The 16,217-nt window shown below is 68.5% G+C and carries 11 protein-coding genes, 1 tRNA gene and 3 pseudogenes; 7 read left to right on the forward strand and 8 right to left on the reverse strand.

The annotated features are described in order from the left end of the window. Nucleotides 1-4: 4 nt before the first annotated feature. Nucleotides 5-520: pseudogene (locus tag ACZ3UD_RS23715) on the forward strand (IS630 family transposase); the annotation flags it as partial. 344 nt (nt 521-864) lie between these two features. Here ACZ3UD_RS23715 and ACZ3UD_RS23720 read toward each other — a convergent pair. Continuing rightward, nucleotides 865-1,353 carry a carboxymuconolactone decarboxylase family protein gene (locus tag ACZ3UD_RS23720; protein ID WP_465591029.1) on the reverse strand — a complete coding sequence of 163 codons (489 nt, stop codon included), beginning with the start codon at nt 1,351-1,353 and terminating at the stop codon, nt 865-867. 103 nt (nt 1,354-1,456) lie between these two features. Here ACZ3UD_RS23720 and ACZ3UD_RS23725 point away from each other — a divergent pair, with 103 nt between their 5' ends. Both ACZ3UD_RS23725 and ACZ3UD_RS23730 read left to right on the forward strand, forming a co-directional pair. Next, nucleotides 1,457-2,428, forward strand: coding sequence for a pirin family protein (locus tag ACZ3UD_RS23725; protein WP_465591031.1), 972 nt, complete (start codon nt 1,457-1,459; stop codon nt 2,426-2,428). A 610-nt stretch (nt 2,429-3,038) separates the two neighbouring features. Continuing rightward, nucleotides 3,039-4,070, forward strand: coding sequence for a site-specific integrase (locus tag ACZ3UD_RS23730; RefSeq protein ID WP_465591034.1), 1,032 nt, complete (start codon nt 3,039-3,041; stop codon nt 4,068-4,070). Nucleotides 4,071-4,442: 372 nt separating this feature from the next. On the opposite strand, the pseudogene ACZ3UD_RS23735 reads toward ACZ3UD_RS23730, so the two are convergent. The 7 genes and pseudogenes from ACZ3UD_RS23735 to ACZ3UD_RS23765 form a co-directional block, all read right to left on the reverse strand. After that, nucleotides 4,443-5,238: pseudogene (locus tag ACZ3UD_RS23735) on the reverse strand (short-chain fatty acyl-CoA regulator family protein); the annotation flags it as partial. Nucleotides 5,239-5,778: 540 nt separating this feature from the next. After that, nucleotides 5,779-5,851: transfer RNA gene (locus ACZ3UD_RS23740), tRNA-Trp, on the reverse strand. Nucleotides 5,852-6,110: 259 nt separating this feature from the next. Further along, nucleotides 6,111-7,241 carry an esterase/lipase family protein gene (locus tag ACZ3UD_RS23745; protein ID WP_465591037.1) on the reverse strand — a complete coding sequence of 377 codons (1,131 nt, stop codon included), beginning with the start codon at nt 7,239-7,241 and terminating at the stop codon, nt 6,111-6,113. 196 nt (nt 7,242-7,437) lie between these two features. Continuing rightward, nucleotides 7,438-8,742, reverse strand: coding sequence for a ferritin-like domain-containing protein (locus ACZ3UD_RS23750; protein WP_465591040.1), 1,305 nt, complete (start codon nt 8,740-8,742; stop codon nt 7,438-7,440). A gap of 55 nt (nt 8,743-8,797) precedes the next feature. Beyond that, entirely contained in the window at nt 8,798-9,490 is a 693-nt protein-coding gene (locus ACZ3UD_RS23755; RefSeq protein ID WP_465591043.1) for an HvfC/BufC family peptide modification chaperone, read from the reverse strand. Then, complete coding sequence (gene bufB, locus ACZ3UD_RS23760; protein WP_465591046.1) at nt 9,490-10,374, reverse strand: MNIO family bufferin maturase; 885 nt, start codon at nt 10,372-10,374, stop codon at nt 9,490-9,492. Before bufB ends, ACZ3UD_RS23755 begins: the two co-directional genes overlap by 1 nt. After that, nucleotides 10,371-11,027, reverse strand: coding sequence for a hypothetical protein (locus tag ACZ3UD_RS23765; RefSeq protein ID WP_465591049.1), 657 nt, complete (start codon nt 11,025-11,027; stop codon nt 10,371-10,373). The genes bufB and ACZ3UD_RS23765 overlap by 4 nt, the downstream gene beginning before the upstream one ends. 507 nt (nt 11,028-11,534) lie before the next feature. Here ACZ3UD_RS23765 and ACZ3UD_RS23770 point away from each other — a divergent pair. From ACZ3UD_RS23770 to ACZ3UD_RS23785, 4 genes and pseudogenes are all read left to right on the forward strand, one after another. Beyond that, nucleotides 11,535-12,014, forward strand: a pseudogene (locus ACZ3UD_RS23770) (transposase); the annotation flags it as partial. 307 nt (nt 12,015-12,321) lie between these two features. Beyond that, on the forward strand, nt 12,322-13,353 hold the full coding sequence (locus ACZ3UD_RS23775; RefSeq protein WP_465591052.1) for a hypothetical protein: 1,032 nt from the start codon (nt 12,322-12,324) through the stop codon (nt 13,351-13,353). Between the two features lie 167 nt (nt 13,354-13,520). Beyond that, on the forward strand, nt 13,521-14,891 hold the full coding sequence (locus ACZ3UD_RS23780) for a M20/M25/M40 family metallo-hydrolase (protein ID WP_465591054.1): 1,371 nt from the start codon (nt 13,521-13,523) through the stop codon (nt 14,889-14,891). Nucleotides 14,892-15,370: 479 nt separating this feature from the next. Beyond that, complete coding sequence (locus tag ACZ3UD_RS23785) at nt 15,371-16,216, forward strand: site-specific integrase (RefSeq protein WP_465591057.1); 846 nt, start codon at nt 15,371-15,373, stop codon at nt 16,214-16,216. Nucleotide 16,217 lies beyond the last annotated feature (1 nt).

Below are 16,217 nucleotides of genomic sequence, written 5' to 3' on the forward strand. Positions count from 1 at the left end.
ACAGGTGCTGCCGATGATGCCCGGCATGCCCGAACGCCGAACCCACGACTACCTGCGCAACGGCGTCACCACGCTGTTCGCCGCCCTCGACGTGGCCAGCGGCGAGGGCATCGGCTCCCTCCACCGCCGGCACCGCGCGGCCGAGTTCACGAAGTTCCTCACCAAGCTCGACAAGGAGGTCCCCGCACACCTGGACGTCCACCTGGTCTGCGACAACTACGCCACCCACAAGACCCCGGCCATCCAGAAGTGGCTGGCTGGCCACCCGCGCTTCCACTTGCACTTCACCCCGACCAGCTCGTCCTGGCTCAACCAGGTGGAGCGGTGGTTCGCGCTACTGACGGACAAGTAACTCCGCCGGGGCGTCCACAAGTCCGTCCAGGCCCTGGAGAAGGACATCCGGGCCTGGATCAAGACCTGGAACGAGAACCCCCGCCCGTTCACCTGGACCAAGACCGCCGACGAGATCCTCGAACGACTCGCCTCATATCTTGAACGAATTCCTGGCGCAGGACACTAGCGACCGCACCGGCCCCGGTCACCGCCTTCAGCGCCTCCGCCCGTCGGCTCGCGGCGTCCTTGACGGCGGCGTTCGGTGCGGCGGCGTTCGGTTCGACGACATTCGGTTCGACGGCCGCCGAGGCGACCGGTGCGGCCAGCGCCAGACAGACCGTCGCGACCAGGGCGGAAACCGCATGACGTGCCATGCGACCCCCCTTCGTCAGCGGCGAGCCCCCGCCCGCCTCTGACGCCCAAGCTTCGTCGCCGCTCTGATGCTCCGGCATCCCCCACGGGAAGGAAACAGTCGTACACCCGCCATAGTAGGGCGTACGCCGAACGGGGAAGGCCGTGCGAGTAGGCCGGCTACTGCCCCGGGGTCGGACGGACCGGGTGCTTGCTCATGATCGACACCCGGTTGAAGGCGTTGATCGCGATCGCGACCCAGATCACCGCCGAGATCTCCTCCTCGGTCAGCGTCTCGCGCGCGACGCCGTAGGCGGCCTGCTGCAGGGCCGCGTCCGAGGGGGTCGTGGTCGCCTCGGCCAGCGCCAGCGCGGCGCGCTCCCGTGCGGTGAACAGTTTGGTGTCCCGCCAGGCCGGCAGCACGCCCAGCCGCTGGGCGGTCTCGCCCTCACGCAGCGCGGCCCGGGTGTGCACGTGCAGGCAGTAGGCGCAGCCGTTGATCTGCGACACCCGCAGGTTGACCAGCTCCACCAGCCGCCGGTCCAGTCCGGCCTCCGCCGCGACCGCCCGCGACGCCTCGGCGGCCGCGAGCTGCGCCCGGTAGGCCGTAGGGCTCTGCTTGTCGATGAAGACCCGCCGCTCCACCGGGACGACCGTCACGTCACTCACCTGGACTCCTCCACCCGCTCGCCGCTGCCCGGCACTCTGCCATGATAATAGTTGAATCTAGAACTATCTGCCACCATTCTCCACCGTGGGAGGGATCACCACCGTGAGTACCGCAGAGACCACAGAGACCGAGCCGCACCCCGCCGCTCAGCCACAGGACCCGCAGGTGGAGGTCCTGACCGCCCGGGACGTCCCGCTCGGCGGGCCGCGCGCGATGACCGTCCGCCGCACCCTGCCGCACCGCTCGCGCCGGATGATCGGCGCCTGGTGCTTCGTGGACCACTACGGCCCCGACGACGTCGCCCGCACCCGTGGGATGGACGTCGCCCCGCACCCCCACACCGGCCTGCAGACGGTCAGCTGGCTGTTCACCGGCGAGATAGAGCACCGCGACAGCCTCGGCGTGCACGCCTTCGTCCGCCCCGGCGAGCTCAACCTGATGACTTCCGGCCACGGCATCTGCCACTCCGAGGTCTCCACCCCCGCCACCACCGTCCTGCACGGCGTCCAACTCTGGGTCGCCCTGCCCGACGAGCACCGCCACACCGCCCGCGACTTCCACCACCACGCCCCCCGACCGGTCCCCCTCGACGGCGGCGAGGCCCGCGTCTTCCTCGGCACCCTGGCCGGCGACACCTCCCCCGTCCCGACCTTCACTCCTCTCCTCGGCGCAGAACTCACCCTCCACCCGCACGCCGCCGTCACCCTCGCCCTCGACCCCGCCTTCGAACACGGCGTCCTCGTCGACCACGGCGGCATCCGCCTCGCCGGAACCGCGCTACACCGCGCCGACCTCGGCTACCTCGCCCCCGGCCCCACCACCCTGACCCTCGCCAACACCGGCGACACCGAGGCCCGCCTCATCCTCCTCGGCGGCACGCCCTTCGAGGAGCAGATCATCATGTGGTGGAACTTCATCGGGCGGTCTCACGAAGACATTACCCGAGCCCGCGAGGAATGGATGAGCTCCGCGAACCCCGACCGCTTCGGCGCCGTCGACGGCTACCCCGGCGATCGCCTGCCCGCCCCGGAGCTCCCAGGAATCCCCCTCAAGGCTCGCGGACGCACCCGCTGACCTGGGCTTTAGGCGGTCGGCGGTGTGGCAGCCCCGGGCTACCACACCGCCGACCCGAGCCCCCTCCGCCCCGCCTCGAAGCGCCCCTTTCGACACTCGTCTCCGCCCTCGACGCATGACACGGTTCGACCATCTGTGACAGCGCCTGCCAGGACCAATGCTGACCCAATGCTGACTTTACTGACGTTCCGTCAGGCCTTTCTGGACGGTCCACGTCGCGCACTCGCGGAGTTTGCGGAAGTCGCCACACGGCGCCCAGCCTGGATCGTCGATTCGGTGCCGACCGCACTGTCGCGACGGTGCCCCGTGCCGGGCCTTCGCAGTCCTTCCGGTTCGCAAGGTTCGACGGCTCGTACCCGCAGCGGCAGCACACCCCGGAGGGTGCGGCTGCGAGGGCCTGCGGACGCCCCGGCACGCCCCTCGCCAGTTGCCGAAGGACGGTCACCACCCCGGACGGGGCATACCGGCGGAGACAGCCACCATGCCGCCCGCACCCCACCGGTGATCTTGCTTCAAGCCAGTTATTAGATCCGATCCCGCAGGAGGTTCCAAGAGCCCGCCGACGGAAAGAACCCGCCGGCCCGACCATCCCCGTCGCTAGGGTGACCCCATGACGGACGTCACAGCGGCAGCGGCACCCTCGATCGAGGCGCTGAACGCCCTGGTCGAGCTGGCCTGCGAACCGCCCACGGGCACCTCCCGGGCGAAGCAGCTGCGTTGGATCGCCAGCGAACTGCGCACCGCTCTGGCGCGAGGCACCATCGCGGAGACAGCCGCCGGCTCACTCGCACTGCTCCTCGCGCCGGACACCCTCGCTGCCTATCTCACCGCCGCCGAGCAGGGCCTGCTACGGCGCAAGCCCACCGCACGACCGGGCCAAGCCTCACCCGCGTCCATGCGCGCCCGGGAGGACTGCCTCCGCATCCTCAGCACCCGGGCCGGCCTCACCGTCACGTTCCCGGACCGCGACCGGCCGCAGGTCACACTCCGGCCAGTGGTCGCCGCCCGCCCGCGCAGCATCCTCCTCGGCCACCTGGAACACTCGGCCCGCCCCGGCCGGTCCGCGTCCCGCAGCCGGATCCTTGCGATCATCGGCACCGTGCTGGACACCGGCTGCCGCGCCGGCGAACTCTGCGCCCTGCGCACGGACGACATCGACCTGCACCACGGCACGATCCGCCTCACCCGCCGCCCCCAGCACCGCAACCCGCACACGACACCCGCCATCGAGACGGTCGCGCTGTCCCGCTCCACCCGGGCCGCGCTGCGCCATTGGCTCACCGTCCGCAGCCACCTCGTCACACGGGACACCACCGAACCCACCGGCCCGGATAACGAGACCACGAACGCCCTGTGGGTGAGCACCGCCCCCAGCGGCCACCCCCGCCCGGGCCTGCCCCTGCAGTTCCGCGGCCTGGCCCGGGCCTACGCCCGCGCGATCCACGAGCTCAACGCCGACATGGCCACAGAACCCGGCTGGCACCCCCTGCCGCGACGCATGGAACAGCTACGCCGCGCCATCGAACTCGAACCGGCCGACCCCGACGGTGAGACCCTCCGCCGAACCCGCACACCTGCCGACGGCTCCGAAGCAACGGCACCGGATAGTCGAGGCTGCCCAATGAACGGCTCTGTCCGGTAATCGGCTCTGTCCCGTAATCGCTGGTAGCGAACCGTGACAGGCGTCGTTGGCAGGTCATGCGAGATGCCAACGAGCTTGTGGGAACGGTATTTTCAGGGCTTTCGGCGCTGGTCGTCGAAAGCGTGACGGACGAGGGCGAGGTCGTCCGGGTGTCGGCGCTGACCCGAGACAGTCCGGTGCCGTTGCCACGCGCGCGGCACAGCGACGGCCGGGGGCAAGCTGGTCCGCCAGCGCGCGGTGCCCGCCATTCCGTTGGTCACCATGCGGAAAGTCCAGGCGAGGGAGTCCTCGGGCACGCCAGATCGGCGGGCCGGGGGTACGGGAGGTCTCTTGGCCAGCCGCAGGCTCTCTCCGACGGCGGGTCGGCAGTTATCACTTCAGGTCGGCCCACACCGAGCACGGGACGAAGGTACTGGTGTGCTCGTCGACAGCCAGCGGGCGGCCGATGGCCGGGGCTGAGCGCTGGGCGCAGGCGAGGCGTTCGCAGACCTTGCAGCCGAGGCCGATCGGGGTGGCGGCAGCCTCGTCGCCGAGATCCAGGCCGGTGGAGTACACCAGCCGGCCCGCGTGCCGGATCTCGCAGCCGAGGCCAATAGCGAAGGTCTTGCCGGGGCGCCCGCAGCCGCCGGGTGAGCGGGTGACGGCGCGCGCGGTCCAGAGGTAGCGGCATCCGTCCGGCATGGCGGCGACCTGGACGTGGACGCGGCCCGGCAAGGCGAGGCGAGGCGAAGGCGCCGTAGATGTTCCACAGTGGGCAGGTGCCGCCGGTGCGGGAGAAGTGGAACGGCGTGGCGGGCTGCCGCTTAGAGACGTTCCCGGCGCGGTCGACCCGGACGCAGGAGAACGGCACCCCGCGCCGTCCGGCGCGCTGCAGGGTTGGCCAGGCCGATCCGGGTGAGCGAGTGCGCCGCCGAGGACTCTGGGCTGGCCTGGGCGGCGAGCTCGGAGAGCAGCGCATCGTGCTCCGGGTAGGCCAGTTGGGTAGCCAGCCGGAAGCCTGCTGGCCGGGGCGGAGTCGGTCCGACAGCCGCAGGATCCGCGTCTTCGGGTAGTACTGGTGGAGTTTCTCCCCGTCGGCCGCGAGCTGGACACCGTGCCTGGTGGCCAGCCGTTCGGCCAGCACCGCCCTGACCTCGCCGCGCCGCAGATCTACGCCGAGCTCACACGCCTCGCGGAGCGGGCGGCCGTCGACGCCATCGCCTGGACCCTCAGCACCGCCAACCGCGCGGTTCTCGGCGAGCCCGCCTGCCGCAGCCGGCGCCCCTGGCACCAGAACCCGCGCCCCCACCACTTGCCTGGCCGCCCATCAGACGCCGCAAGAGATCGAACCCGCCACCGCCTGGCCGATGTGGCTCGGCGACCACACTGCGACCACCAGCCGACGGAACACCAAAAAGGCCGTTCCCGCCAGAAGCGGAAACGGCCTACAACCTGCAGTAAAGCAAGTCGGGACGACAGGATCTGAATCTGCGGCCCCTTGACCCCCAGCGATCCGCCCCGCATGACACCTGATGCCCGCTCATGACGCCCCATCCGTGAGAGACGCGTGAGAAGCGGTTCGCGATGGCAACCCTGACTGCGACCTTCCTCACAACCTCATTGTAGCCTCGCTCGCCCAGGTGAACACGGCCACAGCTTCTGATTCTCTTGTCTGCCGGATTCTGCTGATCGCCCATTCGAGAGTTCCGCGAAAACGGTCGGTTCTTTGCTGGTCCGGCAGGACTCGAACCTGCGGCACGCCGCTTTGGAGACGGTTTCTCTTCCAACTGAGCTACGGACCAGTGCGCTCCACCGCTCTCGACGAGGACGAGATCGGCCTGCTGGTCGCAGGGTGGGCGTTGAGCGGCACGACGCCGACGGCTTGGCATTCATCGCGCTCCGAAACTCCGCGGCAACCCCGGTCGCCTACAAGAAGAACGAGCGCCGCCACGTCCACGTGGTCCCATGTGGCGTTTGGCGGATGATCGGACTACGGGAGTTGGATCAGGTGAATGGCCCGCCGGATTCAACCCGACGGGCCATAAGAACGACCGATCTGTGCTACAGGCGGTCGAGGAGCCAGTTGCCGTGCTCGGCGGTCATGAGGGTGTGCCCTTCATTGGTGGCGGCGCACTGGAACTCGTCCAGCCGACTCTCCTGCGGCGGACGGCTGTTGACGTCGAGGTAGAGGTCGTCGTTGGTGTCGAGGCCGCGCATTGCCACGGCGCTGACCGTGGGGATGAAGCAGGTGTCGGGGTAGTTCAGGTCGGTGCTGCCCCCATGGCTCAGCGCGTCGGCGAGGATCTGGAAGGAGTTCAGCAGCCCGCCGGGGGCGCCGTCGCCCTCGGGGAATCCGTCGGTGTAGATGTCCTTCGGGTCCAGCCCGAGCTGGCTGCGCAGCTGGGCGACCAGCTGATGCTCGCCGCTGGCCTGGATGTAGAGCGTGGTGTCGTGGAACCAGAGGCCGGTGGATTTCACGGCCTCGGCGTGGGGGACGTCGCCGTTGCCGGTCCCGTTGCCCGCGCCGTTGGCCACGCCGATCTTGCGCGGTCGGCTCGGCCAGTCGCCGACGTCTCGGAGGTCGGCGAGGAACTTGGTGCGCAGCGGGTCCACGGCGGGTACGTCGTCGACCGTCTCGATGTGGCGCCACAGCATCTGGCGTGCGGCCGGGCTGTTGACCTGGTCGGAGAACAGTGAGTTCATCGGCTTGCTGTAGTGCGCGAAGGCTTGCAGGGAGAGGGGGATCCAGGCGCCGTTGTGTGGGGTGTCGTAGCTGAAGTATGTGGCGGTCTGGTGGTCGTCGTCCTGGGATTCCATCTTTGCGAGGGCGTAGCGGGTGATGAGGCCGCCCATGCTGTAGCCGCCGATCACGAGTTCGGCGTTCCCCGACCGCTTGCTGATCGTCTTGTGGATCGCCTGGATGACGGTCTCGGCGTGGTCGAGGATGGAGGCGCTGCGCTCCTGGTATCCGATGATGATCAGGTCTCGTCCGCGGGCGAGCAGGTTGCTGAAGAACGGGAACTGCTGGCCGTTCCAGGAGTCCCAGATGTGGTCCAGCGTGCTGGGGCCGCTGTCGAATCCGTCGGAGAGGATCAGCGGTCTGACCAGGCCGTGGTTTCCCTTGCCGTAGAACACCCAGGCCTGGCCGTAGGGCAGGCTCCAGGTGTCGTTGGGCTGGGGTGCAGCGAGCACGGATGGCGGCCGTCCCTGGGGGGTGACCAGTCCGACGGTGCCGATGGCCCGGGCTGCTTGAGCGTGGTGCTGGCTGTTCTGGGGGGTCGCGCCTGGGTGGCTCATTTCGGTTCGCCTTTCAGTGGTGTGGGGGTCATGGGGAGTGGTTTCGTTGCGGGGTGTTCCCGCGGCTTCGGGGAGCCGGACGTCCGGCCTGTCAGTTCGACCGGGGGCGGGCGGCGGGTGGTTGGGAGGGGAGGTGGGCGATGTCGGGCATCTTGTTGATCAGCCAGTGGACGCTGTTGTCCCCGCCCAGTTGGGGGAAGGTGGTGATGGCCTGGTTGCAGAGGTGGATCAGGTGCTCCTTCCTGGTGTGGTGGGCGCCGAACTTCCTGATCTCGCTCGGGAAGTCGTAGAACTCGAAGGTCGGCGCGGCGCACGGCGGTGGGGCGTCCGGGTTCGGGTTCAGCCTGCCGGTCGCTGTCTGCATGAGCAGGTCGGCGATGGGGTAGAGCAGGCCGCTCATCGCTGAGACGAAGGTGCGCTCCACGTGGTAGCGGGGGCTGGGCGTCTCGGCGGTGAAGGTGGCTGGCAGGTTGTAGAGCTTGTCGAGCATTGCGAGGGTGTAGCAGTAGGCGGCGTTGAACAGCCTCGCCAGGCCGGCGGCGGGCTCCTCGAAGTCGCCGATCTTCGGGTCAGTCACTACGTCGCGGACGGTCCCGATCGGCTCGATGCCCTGCTCGATGCGCTTGAAGCGGGCGTAGTGGGAGAGTTCGTCCAGCCCGGGAGTGGGGTTGACCGGGTCGATGGGGACGGTGGCCTTCGAGGGGTCGACCCCTTCACCCTGCTCGACGACCACCTTCAGTGCCTCGAGGGCGGAGGAGAGGTCGGTGATCAGGATGGGCTCGCCACCGCCGTCGCGGTTCCAGTAGGCGCGCTGGTACTGCCAGGGGATGCTGTCCTTGGCGTACTTCCATAGCTCCTTGCCCTCGGCGGCGTCCACGCGGACCAGGCCGTCCTCGATCGCCTGGTAGAACTGCCCGAGCGTCTGGTACTGGTCGGACTGCGGCGGGGCGTCCTGCTCGGCGGGCAGCTCCAGCGGCATGAAGACGTTCCTCATCAACTCGGGTGAGCAGGGCTGCAGATGCAGCCCGAGGTCGGGCACCCGGTGCAGCATCTTGCTGGGGTAGCCGGGGATGAAGTGGGGATCGTTGAAGGTGATCCGGTCGCCGGCGCCGAGGGCGACCATGAGGTTGCGCACCAGGCACAGGTGCAGCATCTCCTCGATCGCGATCGAGACGATGGTGCGGAAGGCGGAGATGCCGGGCTGCCACTGGTTGTGGCCCTTGGTTTGGATGGAGTAGGCGGCGAAAAGGTACATCGGGATGGTGGACATCTCCACCTGGGCTGCCTGGTGCAGGTGGTTGACCAGGGTCTCGTAGTCCTGGATCGGCTCGTTCGCTCTCACCTGGGCAAGTGGCTTGACGGTGAACGGCAGGCCGGAGGAGGCGAGGGTTGTCATCAGTGCTCCGTTCGGGTGGCCGGGTACTGGCTACCCGGGCGGGTGGGAAGGGGGCTCATGCCGGCGTGGGGGCGTGTGCCGCGTGGGGCTGGGTATCGAGGGGGCTGGTGACCAGCAGTGATTCCTCGCTGACGGCTACCCTGTGGCCGATGCGGCGCAGTGTCAGCAGGACCGGCTGGGCCGGGGGAGGCACGGGGTCCCGCCCGCGGGCGACGGCGTGCACGTAGGTGTGCACGGGGTGGCGGCAGCGCAGGACACGGCGGGGGTCGGGTTCGGCGGCGTCGTAGACCTCGGCGAAGGCCCGTTCGTAGCAAGCCAGTTCGATCACCAGATCGACCCACGGATCCCGTTCGTCGACGGGATCGGCCGCGTCGGGCCGGTTCTCGGCCAGGTGGACGGGAAAGCCCTGGACGAAGCGGTCGAGGGTGTAGCTGCTCGGGGGGACGGCGTCGAGGTACTCCTCCGCCAGTACGTCGAACGCCTGGCGGCCCAGCAGGTGGCGCAGTGCCGGGAAGCTGGCGTGCAGGCAGCCCAGCAGGCGCAATCGGTAGGCGCGTTGATACACGGCCAGACGCTCGGCTGCCGTCTGTCGCGCAGAGCAGGTCAGTACCGCCGGGACATCGTCGGCTACTCCGCGATCCGGGCACATGATTGCTTTCCGGAGCCAGAGTTGAAGACCGACCAGGTCGGCCGGAGGGATGGCGCTGGCGCGGTCGACCGCGCCATGCGTTCGGGCGTTGCTGCGCATCACGCTCCCGCCGGTGCGACTGTCCCCGCAAACTGCCGGGCCGGGCCGAGTTCACGGACCAGCTCGGGGAACGAGGGAAGCCGGTCGTCCCACTCCAGCAGGGTGGAGACCGGGCCCACTCGGGCCAGAACGTCGGCGTACAGGTCCCACACAGGGGACGCGACCGGCGCGTCGTGGGTGTCCACCAGGTGCGTGCCGGCGTCGGTGTGACCGGCCAGGTGGATCTGCACCACACGGTCCAGCGGAAGCGCCGCCAGGTACTCGGACGGGTCGGTGTCGTGGTTGACCGCTGAGACGTACAGGTTGTTCACGTCCAGCAGCAGCGCGCAGTCCGCTTCGACGGCAAGGCGCGCGACGAACTCCTGCTCCGGCATCGTGGAGGCGGTGAAACCCACGTACGAGCTGGGGTTCTCCAGCACCAACGGGCGCTCCAGCAGGTCCTGGGCGGTCCGTACCCGCTCGGCCATGTGAGCCAGCGCCTCCTCGGTGAACGGCACCGGAAGCAGGTCGTGCGTGTTGAGGCCCGCCACGCCGGTCCAGCAGATGTGGTCCGATACCCACGCCGCACCGACGGCGTCCGCCAGGCGGCGTAACCGGCGCAGATAGTCGACGTCCAGTTGATCGACGCTGCCCACGGACATCGACACCCCGTGCAGCACCACCGGACACCGCTCGGCCACCCGGTCCAGCACATGGCGCGGGAAGCCGCCGGAGTCCAGGTAGTTCTCGGTGATCACCTCCAGCCAGTCCACCCCCAGGCCGGTGTCGAGATGCTCAAGTACCCACCCGTGGTGCGGAGCGCGAAGACCGACTCCGAACCCCAGGAAGGGAAGACCGAACCGAGACCACGCACCGGTACCGACGACACCGGACGGCGACGTCACGCGACGGCCCCGTCCGACCCACTACCGTCGCCGCTTCCGGCGGAGCCGCTGCCGGCCGCCACGGTGGTGTCTCCCAGCGGCCGCCGGTCGCGCCTCGGCGCCTCGTACGAGGGGACCAGTTCGTCCGGGTAGCCCTCGCCGGGCGCGGGGCCGAACGGGATCCCGGCCTCGTACATCCGGGCCTCGAAGATCTGCCGGGCCAGCTTCCACACACTCTTGCCCTTCAGCGGGCCGCCGGCGAACACCCGGCTCTCGTTGATCGGGCTCGCGCAGCTGCCGTTATAGCGGCAGGCCTGCTCTCCCGGCTTGGCCAGCTCGGCGTCCGGCCCGGTGTAGCCGCACCCGCCCTGCCCTCGGCACTCGTTGGCGCCATGGCACACATGCAGCACCGTCGCGCACCGGCCCATGCCCGCCATCGGCGCGGTGCCGTCCAGGTCGTGGCCCTTGCAGGCGTTCAGGCCCATGCACACATGCAGCTCGGTGAGTTTCTGCAGCTGCGCTGCCTCGACCCGCGGCCCGCCCGACTCGCTCGCCATCCGCCGACGCGCCCGGCCCAGCGACCCGCCGACGCGGACCGCCTCGATCGCCTCCAGGGCCGCCGGATCGCGGGTCACCTGGCCGTTGCCGCTGCCATCACTGCCGGTTACGGACATCCGTCCTCCATCCAGAACGCCCCGAACGTGGGCCGGGCGGGTCGTTATGGAGTGCCGACCCGCTCCGATCCCAGCATCGGGGCACCCGACGGACGGCGCACGGACAGCGCCGCCATCCGAACCAACACCGCCGCCGACCCGACGGTGATCACCGACCGCGGTACGCCCGGGGCACGGGGCGTAGCGGACGGCGTGTCCCCTGCCGTGGTGGAACGTCATAGGAGCGGCGCCACCAGGACGCCGGCTCGGCCAGCGCTGGGGGTGGCGCGGCTGCGGCCTGCCGGCAGGCGATTTCGGACCGGCGCGGTTCGGCCTCGGCCTGGCGGCCAAGGTTCCCCCGGGCGGTCTGGCCTCCGGACCAGGTCCGTCCAGCCGGACGCACCATCCGACACGTTCTGATCGCGCCCGGCAGGCGGGGCGCCGCAGAACCCTGGGGTGCACGATTGGGCGATCTCCGGTGGCGCCTGTCGCCTCTCCCGCCCTGGTCGGCTTCCAAGATCATGCGATCTGGCCAGGGCAGTGATGGCCCTCGACGAAGAGATCACCGAGCTCGACGCCCTCATCGAGGACCGGTTCCGCGAGCACCCGCACGCCGACGTGATCCGCAGCCTGCCCGGCACGGGCAGCCAGCTCGGCGCCGAGTTCGTCGCCGCCACCGGGGGGTGACATGGCCGCCTTCGCCAGCGCGGACCGCCTGGCCGGCTATGGCGGGGTGGCCCCGGCCCCCAGGGACTCCGGCCGGGTCAGCGGCAACCTCCACCGCCCCCGGCCGCTACCACCGCGGGCTGCTGCGGGATATACCTCTCCTTGATGGCCAGCCTCCGATCCTGCCCCGCGTCGGGGACCTACTACGTCCGCAAGCGCGCCGAGGGCAAGGGACACAAGCAAGCACTGATCGCGCTCGCGCGCCGACGAGTGAACGTCCTGTGGGCGGTGATCCGTGACGAAGCGTGTTATCAGCCACCACCAGTCACGACGGCGGCTTGACAATGGCATTGGGATGTTCTCTGCTTCGAGATCCGCAAGGCAACTCCTGCACACCATCGCTCGATTGGACGATCAGGTCGTACACGCCTAACCTCGTAACGGAGGCAGCGGATATCTCCGGGGAGGCCTGCCTTCACCTCATTCCCCGAGAGGGCCCGCGCGAACGGCAATGCCCGGCACGTGATCATCGTGAAATTCACTCCATAGCTCCGGCTGCCATCCGGAAAGCCGTTTCTGCGACACCTCCCGCCAAGTCTTTCGGCGGAAGGGCCGTGTCTCTGTACCCGCACGCCCCAGGAGGTTATCCATGGGCACCGCCACGACCGGCACTGCCGCAAGTGCTGCCGTCACTCCGCTCTATGACGACATCTATGTCAGGGACAATTTGGCCGACGACGGACATGTTCCGAGTTCGGGAACCCTGTGGCATTCTCCTGACATCATCCCGTACGGCGAGGATCTTCTGACATTCGATCGGCTGGAGTCCGCCTACGGCCAGGATCTGGGGCGCAACATCGACAACGGGAAACCCAACAACGTCTATGTCAGAGGAAAGAACCTCGGAGCCTCGTCCCAGGGCCACGTGAAGCTCTTCGTCTCGCCTGCCTCCCTTCTCCTGACTCCCCGCCAGTGGTTCCCCATCACCCCGGTGGGAAAGGTCGAGCCGTCCGTCCCGTTCGCCCACCGCAGTGCGACGGACATCGCGAACGGCCAGATCTGCGCCACCCAGTACGCGTTCGTCTGGGAAGGCGACCACAATGTAGACCGCTACGGCAATCACTACTGCATGATCGCCATGGTCGGCACGCCGCGTCATCCTGTTGCCGACATGCCTCCCTCCTTCTCGACGAACGAGCAGTTCGCCCGCTGGGTCAAGTACTTGCCATCGGTGTCGTGGCGTAACGTGCACCTCGTTCCGTCAGACAGCAAGAACTTCTGCGTGAAATACTTGCATTTTGGAAACGAAAACAGCGGTCCAACCGACTTCTTCGTCACCGTCAAGTTCAAGAACATCTCCAGCGGGAAAGCGCACCTGCAGTGCACCGACCAGCAGGTGCCCCTGGACGAGTGGCTGACCATCGAGCCCAAGCGCACCACTTTCACATATCTTCTGGAAGATGTGCCCGGGAACTTCGACGCACACTTCACCCTCACCTACACGGGCATCCAGCCGATACCTGCGGACGCGAGTATCACCATGCAGTACCACGAGGTTTCAGAGGATCGCATGGAGGCAGGCGACGAGGACCTCTGGGTCCCCGCGGCGAGCGTCACCGGAAGTGCGTCCTCCGGGAAGGCGCTGCTGCTCGGCGAGTACTCGATAAAAGTATTCCACTGACATTCCCCCGCCACCTGCGGGCATGAGGGGCCCGTTCAGCCTCGCGCCGGCGAGGAGGGCGGGCCCGTGCGTGCCGGGCTCCGGGCCCGGTGCCCTCGCCATCCGAACCCGGAGGAGACGAGATGAACGCGAATATCGACCTTTCCGGGAAGGTCGGCGGACCTTTCATGGACGACCTGATCGCCGACCTCATGGATCTCGTGAGGATACCTTCCGTCTACGACCCCAGGGACCTCACGCCGATCAAGAGCGCCGCCGACAAGTGCGCCGAGCTGCTGAGAAGCGCGGGCGTCCCCGATGTCAGACAACTATGTATCGGGGACGCGAGCAAGAACGCCCCGCTGGTCTACGCGGAGTCCCCCGGACCCGACCGGAGCCCCACGGTGCTGCTGTACGCGCACTACGACGTCGTGGAGGCGGGAGGCTGGGAAAAGGCCTTCGAGCCCGAGACCAAGGACGGCCGGGTGTACGGCCGGGGCTCCGCCGACGACAAGTCCGGGATCATCATGCACCTCGGAGCCCTCCGGACGTTCGCCACGATGCCGCCCGTCCATCTGAAGATCGTCCTGGAGGGCGAGGAGGAGGCAGGGGACAGCCTGGAGGAATACGTCAGACAGAACCCCGACCTCTTCAAAGCCGACGTTCTCGTCATTGCGGACACCGGGAACTACGAGCTCGGCAAGCCGACGTTCACCACGAGTCTGCGCGGCATGGTCGCAGCGGATGTCACCGTCCGCACCCTCAACTCGCCCGTACACAGCGGCGAGTACGGCGGCCCGACGCCCGACGCCTTCATGACGCTGATCCACCTCCTGGACCGTGTGCAGAACCCGGCTGGCGACGTCGCGGTGCCCGATCTGCTCCAGGAGGCGTGGCAGGGTCACGAGCCCGACGAACGGAAGTTCCGCAAACAGGCCGGGGTGAAGGCCGGGGTGCACCTCATCGGCACGGGCTCGCTCGGTAGCCGCCTGTTCGGCAAGCCGTCGGTCAACGTGGTCGGGCTCGACGGCCCTCCCCCGATCGATGGTTCCATCAACCAGCTCGCGGCGACGGCCACGGCGCGCGTCAGCCTGCGTATCGCGCCTCTTGAGGACCCCCAGCACGCCTTCTCCCGGCTCAAGGCGTATCTGGAGGACCCCGCGTTCAACCCCTGGAACGCCGAAGTCCAGGTGAACCCGGTCGAGGGCTCGGCCGGCCGCGGCTTCCAAGCCGACACCACGAAACCCGGGTACGCGCTGGCCGAGATGGCCATGCTGCACGCCTACCCCTGCGAACAGGTCGTCTTCACCGGTGGCGGCGGTTCGATCCCCCTGGTCACCCAGCTCCAGCAGGTCAACCCGAATTCCACCTTGCTGCTGATCGGCTGCGAAGAGCCGCTGTGCCGCATTCACTCCTTCCCCGAGAGCGTCGACATCACCGAAATGCACAAGATGACCCTTGCCGAGAGCTACCTTCTAATGTTCTTGGGCGACCGGAAGACAACGGCCGAGGTCGAGGCCATGGCCATTGCCTCGAAGGCTGTGCCGGGGGGAATGTAGGAGGCCAGGGCCTCGAAGGCGGATCGCGGTCCAGTACCGGCCGTTCGGTTCGGCCGCCGGCCGACTCTGCAGATGCTCCTGGAACCGCCGAAGCATCGCTGCTTGGCCTGATGAACGGGCAGCTGACCATCGGGAAGGCACCGTCGTCCGGCTGATAGGGCTGTCCGAGCCGGGCGGCGTCGACCTGCTCCGGCTGCCTGAAGGGTGTCTTTGAACCGGATCGGCGGCGGGGGTCATTCCCTCTTGGCTAACCCGCCAAATCGGGCGTCTCCCGCCACGCTGTCACAGAGGGACCCGCGGGATCACCTCGCCTGCGGCTGCCAAGCACTTGTCGCCACGACAAGGGATCGTCCCAGGTCAGAGCAGGTTTTGGTGCCCCGGTGAGAGCGGGGTGAGTGCGGCGTTGCTCGACCTTCGATCCGCAGCGCGGGAGCATGAGCGTGGCAATTTCACACGAACCTCCCTTGGGGGCGATCACCATGCGCTCCGCAGTCCACGCCGGGCACGTCTTCCGCCGGTGCGGCTGCCGCGACCTGGGCGGCAAGCAACTCGGAGCCAGCTGCCCCAAGCTCGCCACCGACCCCAATCACGGCACCTGGACCTTCTCCCTCGACCTCCCCTCCCCCGACCAGCACCGCAACATCGTCCGCCGCGGCGGCTACCCCAGCGCCGAGGCCGCCCGAACCGCCCTGCGCCGGATGATCGAAGGGCAGGCCGGCGGCTTCAACGCCGACCCCAACCAGACCATCACCGACTACCTCACCTCCTGGCTCAAGGACAAGAAGCTCACCCTCAAGCCCACCACCTACGTCCGCTACCGCGATTACGTCACCAACGACCTGATCCCCGCCTTCGGTCAGGTCAGGCTCGACGATCTCGGCTACTCGCACATCGCCGCCTTCGTCCACACCCAACTCGACGCCGGACGCGGCAAAGTGACCGTCCACCGCTGCCTCGCCACGCTCTCCAGCGCCCTCGGCGACGCCGTCCGACACCACCGGCTCCCCTACAACCCGGCACGCCCGACCGTCATCCCGCGGCCCGCCGCAGCCGAACGCCAGATCTGGACCGTCCAGGACGCCATCCACTTCCTGCACTGTTGCCGCGCCGCCGATCCGGCCTTCGCCGACCTCATCGAGGTCCTCATCGGCACCGGCATTCGCAAGGGCGAAGCTCTCGGACTGCACTGGAACGACGTGCACCTGCCCGAACGTGTCCTCTACGTCCGCTACACGCTCTCCGCCGTCGACAACAACCACCTCCGGCTGAGCAGTGGCGCTCGGCCTTCTCGGAGAACCGTACGAGGAAGGCGGGTTGGAAGGTGAC

The organism is Kitasatospora sp. NPDC023118, from assembly GCF_055560875.1.

What these genes read in the sequence shown, in the direction of transcription:
- ACZ3UD_RS23750 (WP_465591040.1), bottom strand. Translation starts at nt 8,742, where the DNA reads ATGACAACCCTCGCCTCCTCCGGCCTGCCGTTCACCGTCAAGCCACTT.
- ACZ3UD_RS23775 (WP_465591052.1), top strand. Translation starts at nt 12,322, where the DNA reads ATGGGCACCGCCACGACCGGCACTGCCGCAAGTGCTGCCGTCACTCCG.
- ACZ3UD_RS23730 (WP_465591034.1), top strand. Translation starts at nt 3,039, where the DNA reads ATGACGGACGTCACAGCGGCAGCGGCACCCTCGATCGAGGCGCTGAAC.
- ACZ3UD_RS23780 (WP_465591054.1), top strand. Translation starts at nt 13,521, where the DNA reads ATGGACGACCTGATCGCCGACCTCATGGATCTCGTGAGGATACCTTCC.
- ACZ3UD_RS23765 (WP_465591049.1), bottom strand. Translation starts at nt 11,027, where the DNA reads ATGTCCGTAACCGGCAGTGATGGCAGCGGCAACGGCCAGGTGACCCGC.
- ACZ3UD_RS23785 (WP_465591057.1), top strand. Translation starts at nt 15,371, where the DNA reads ATGCGCTCCGCAGTCCACGCCGGGCACGTCTTCCGCCGGTGCGGCTGC.
- ACZ3UD_RS23755 (WP_465591043.1), bottom strand. Translation starts at nt 9,490, where the DNA reads ATGCGCAGCAACGCCCGAACGCATGGCGCGGTCGACCGCGCCAGCGCC.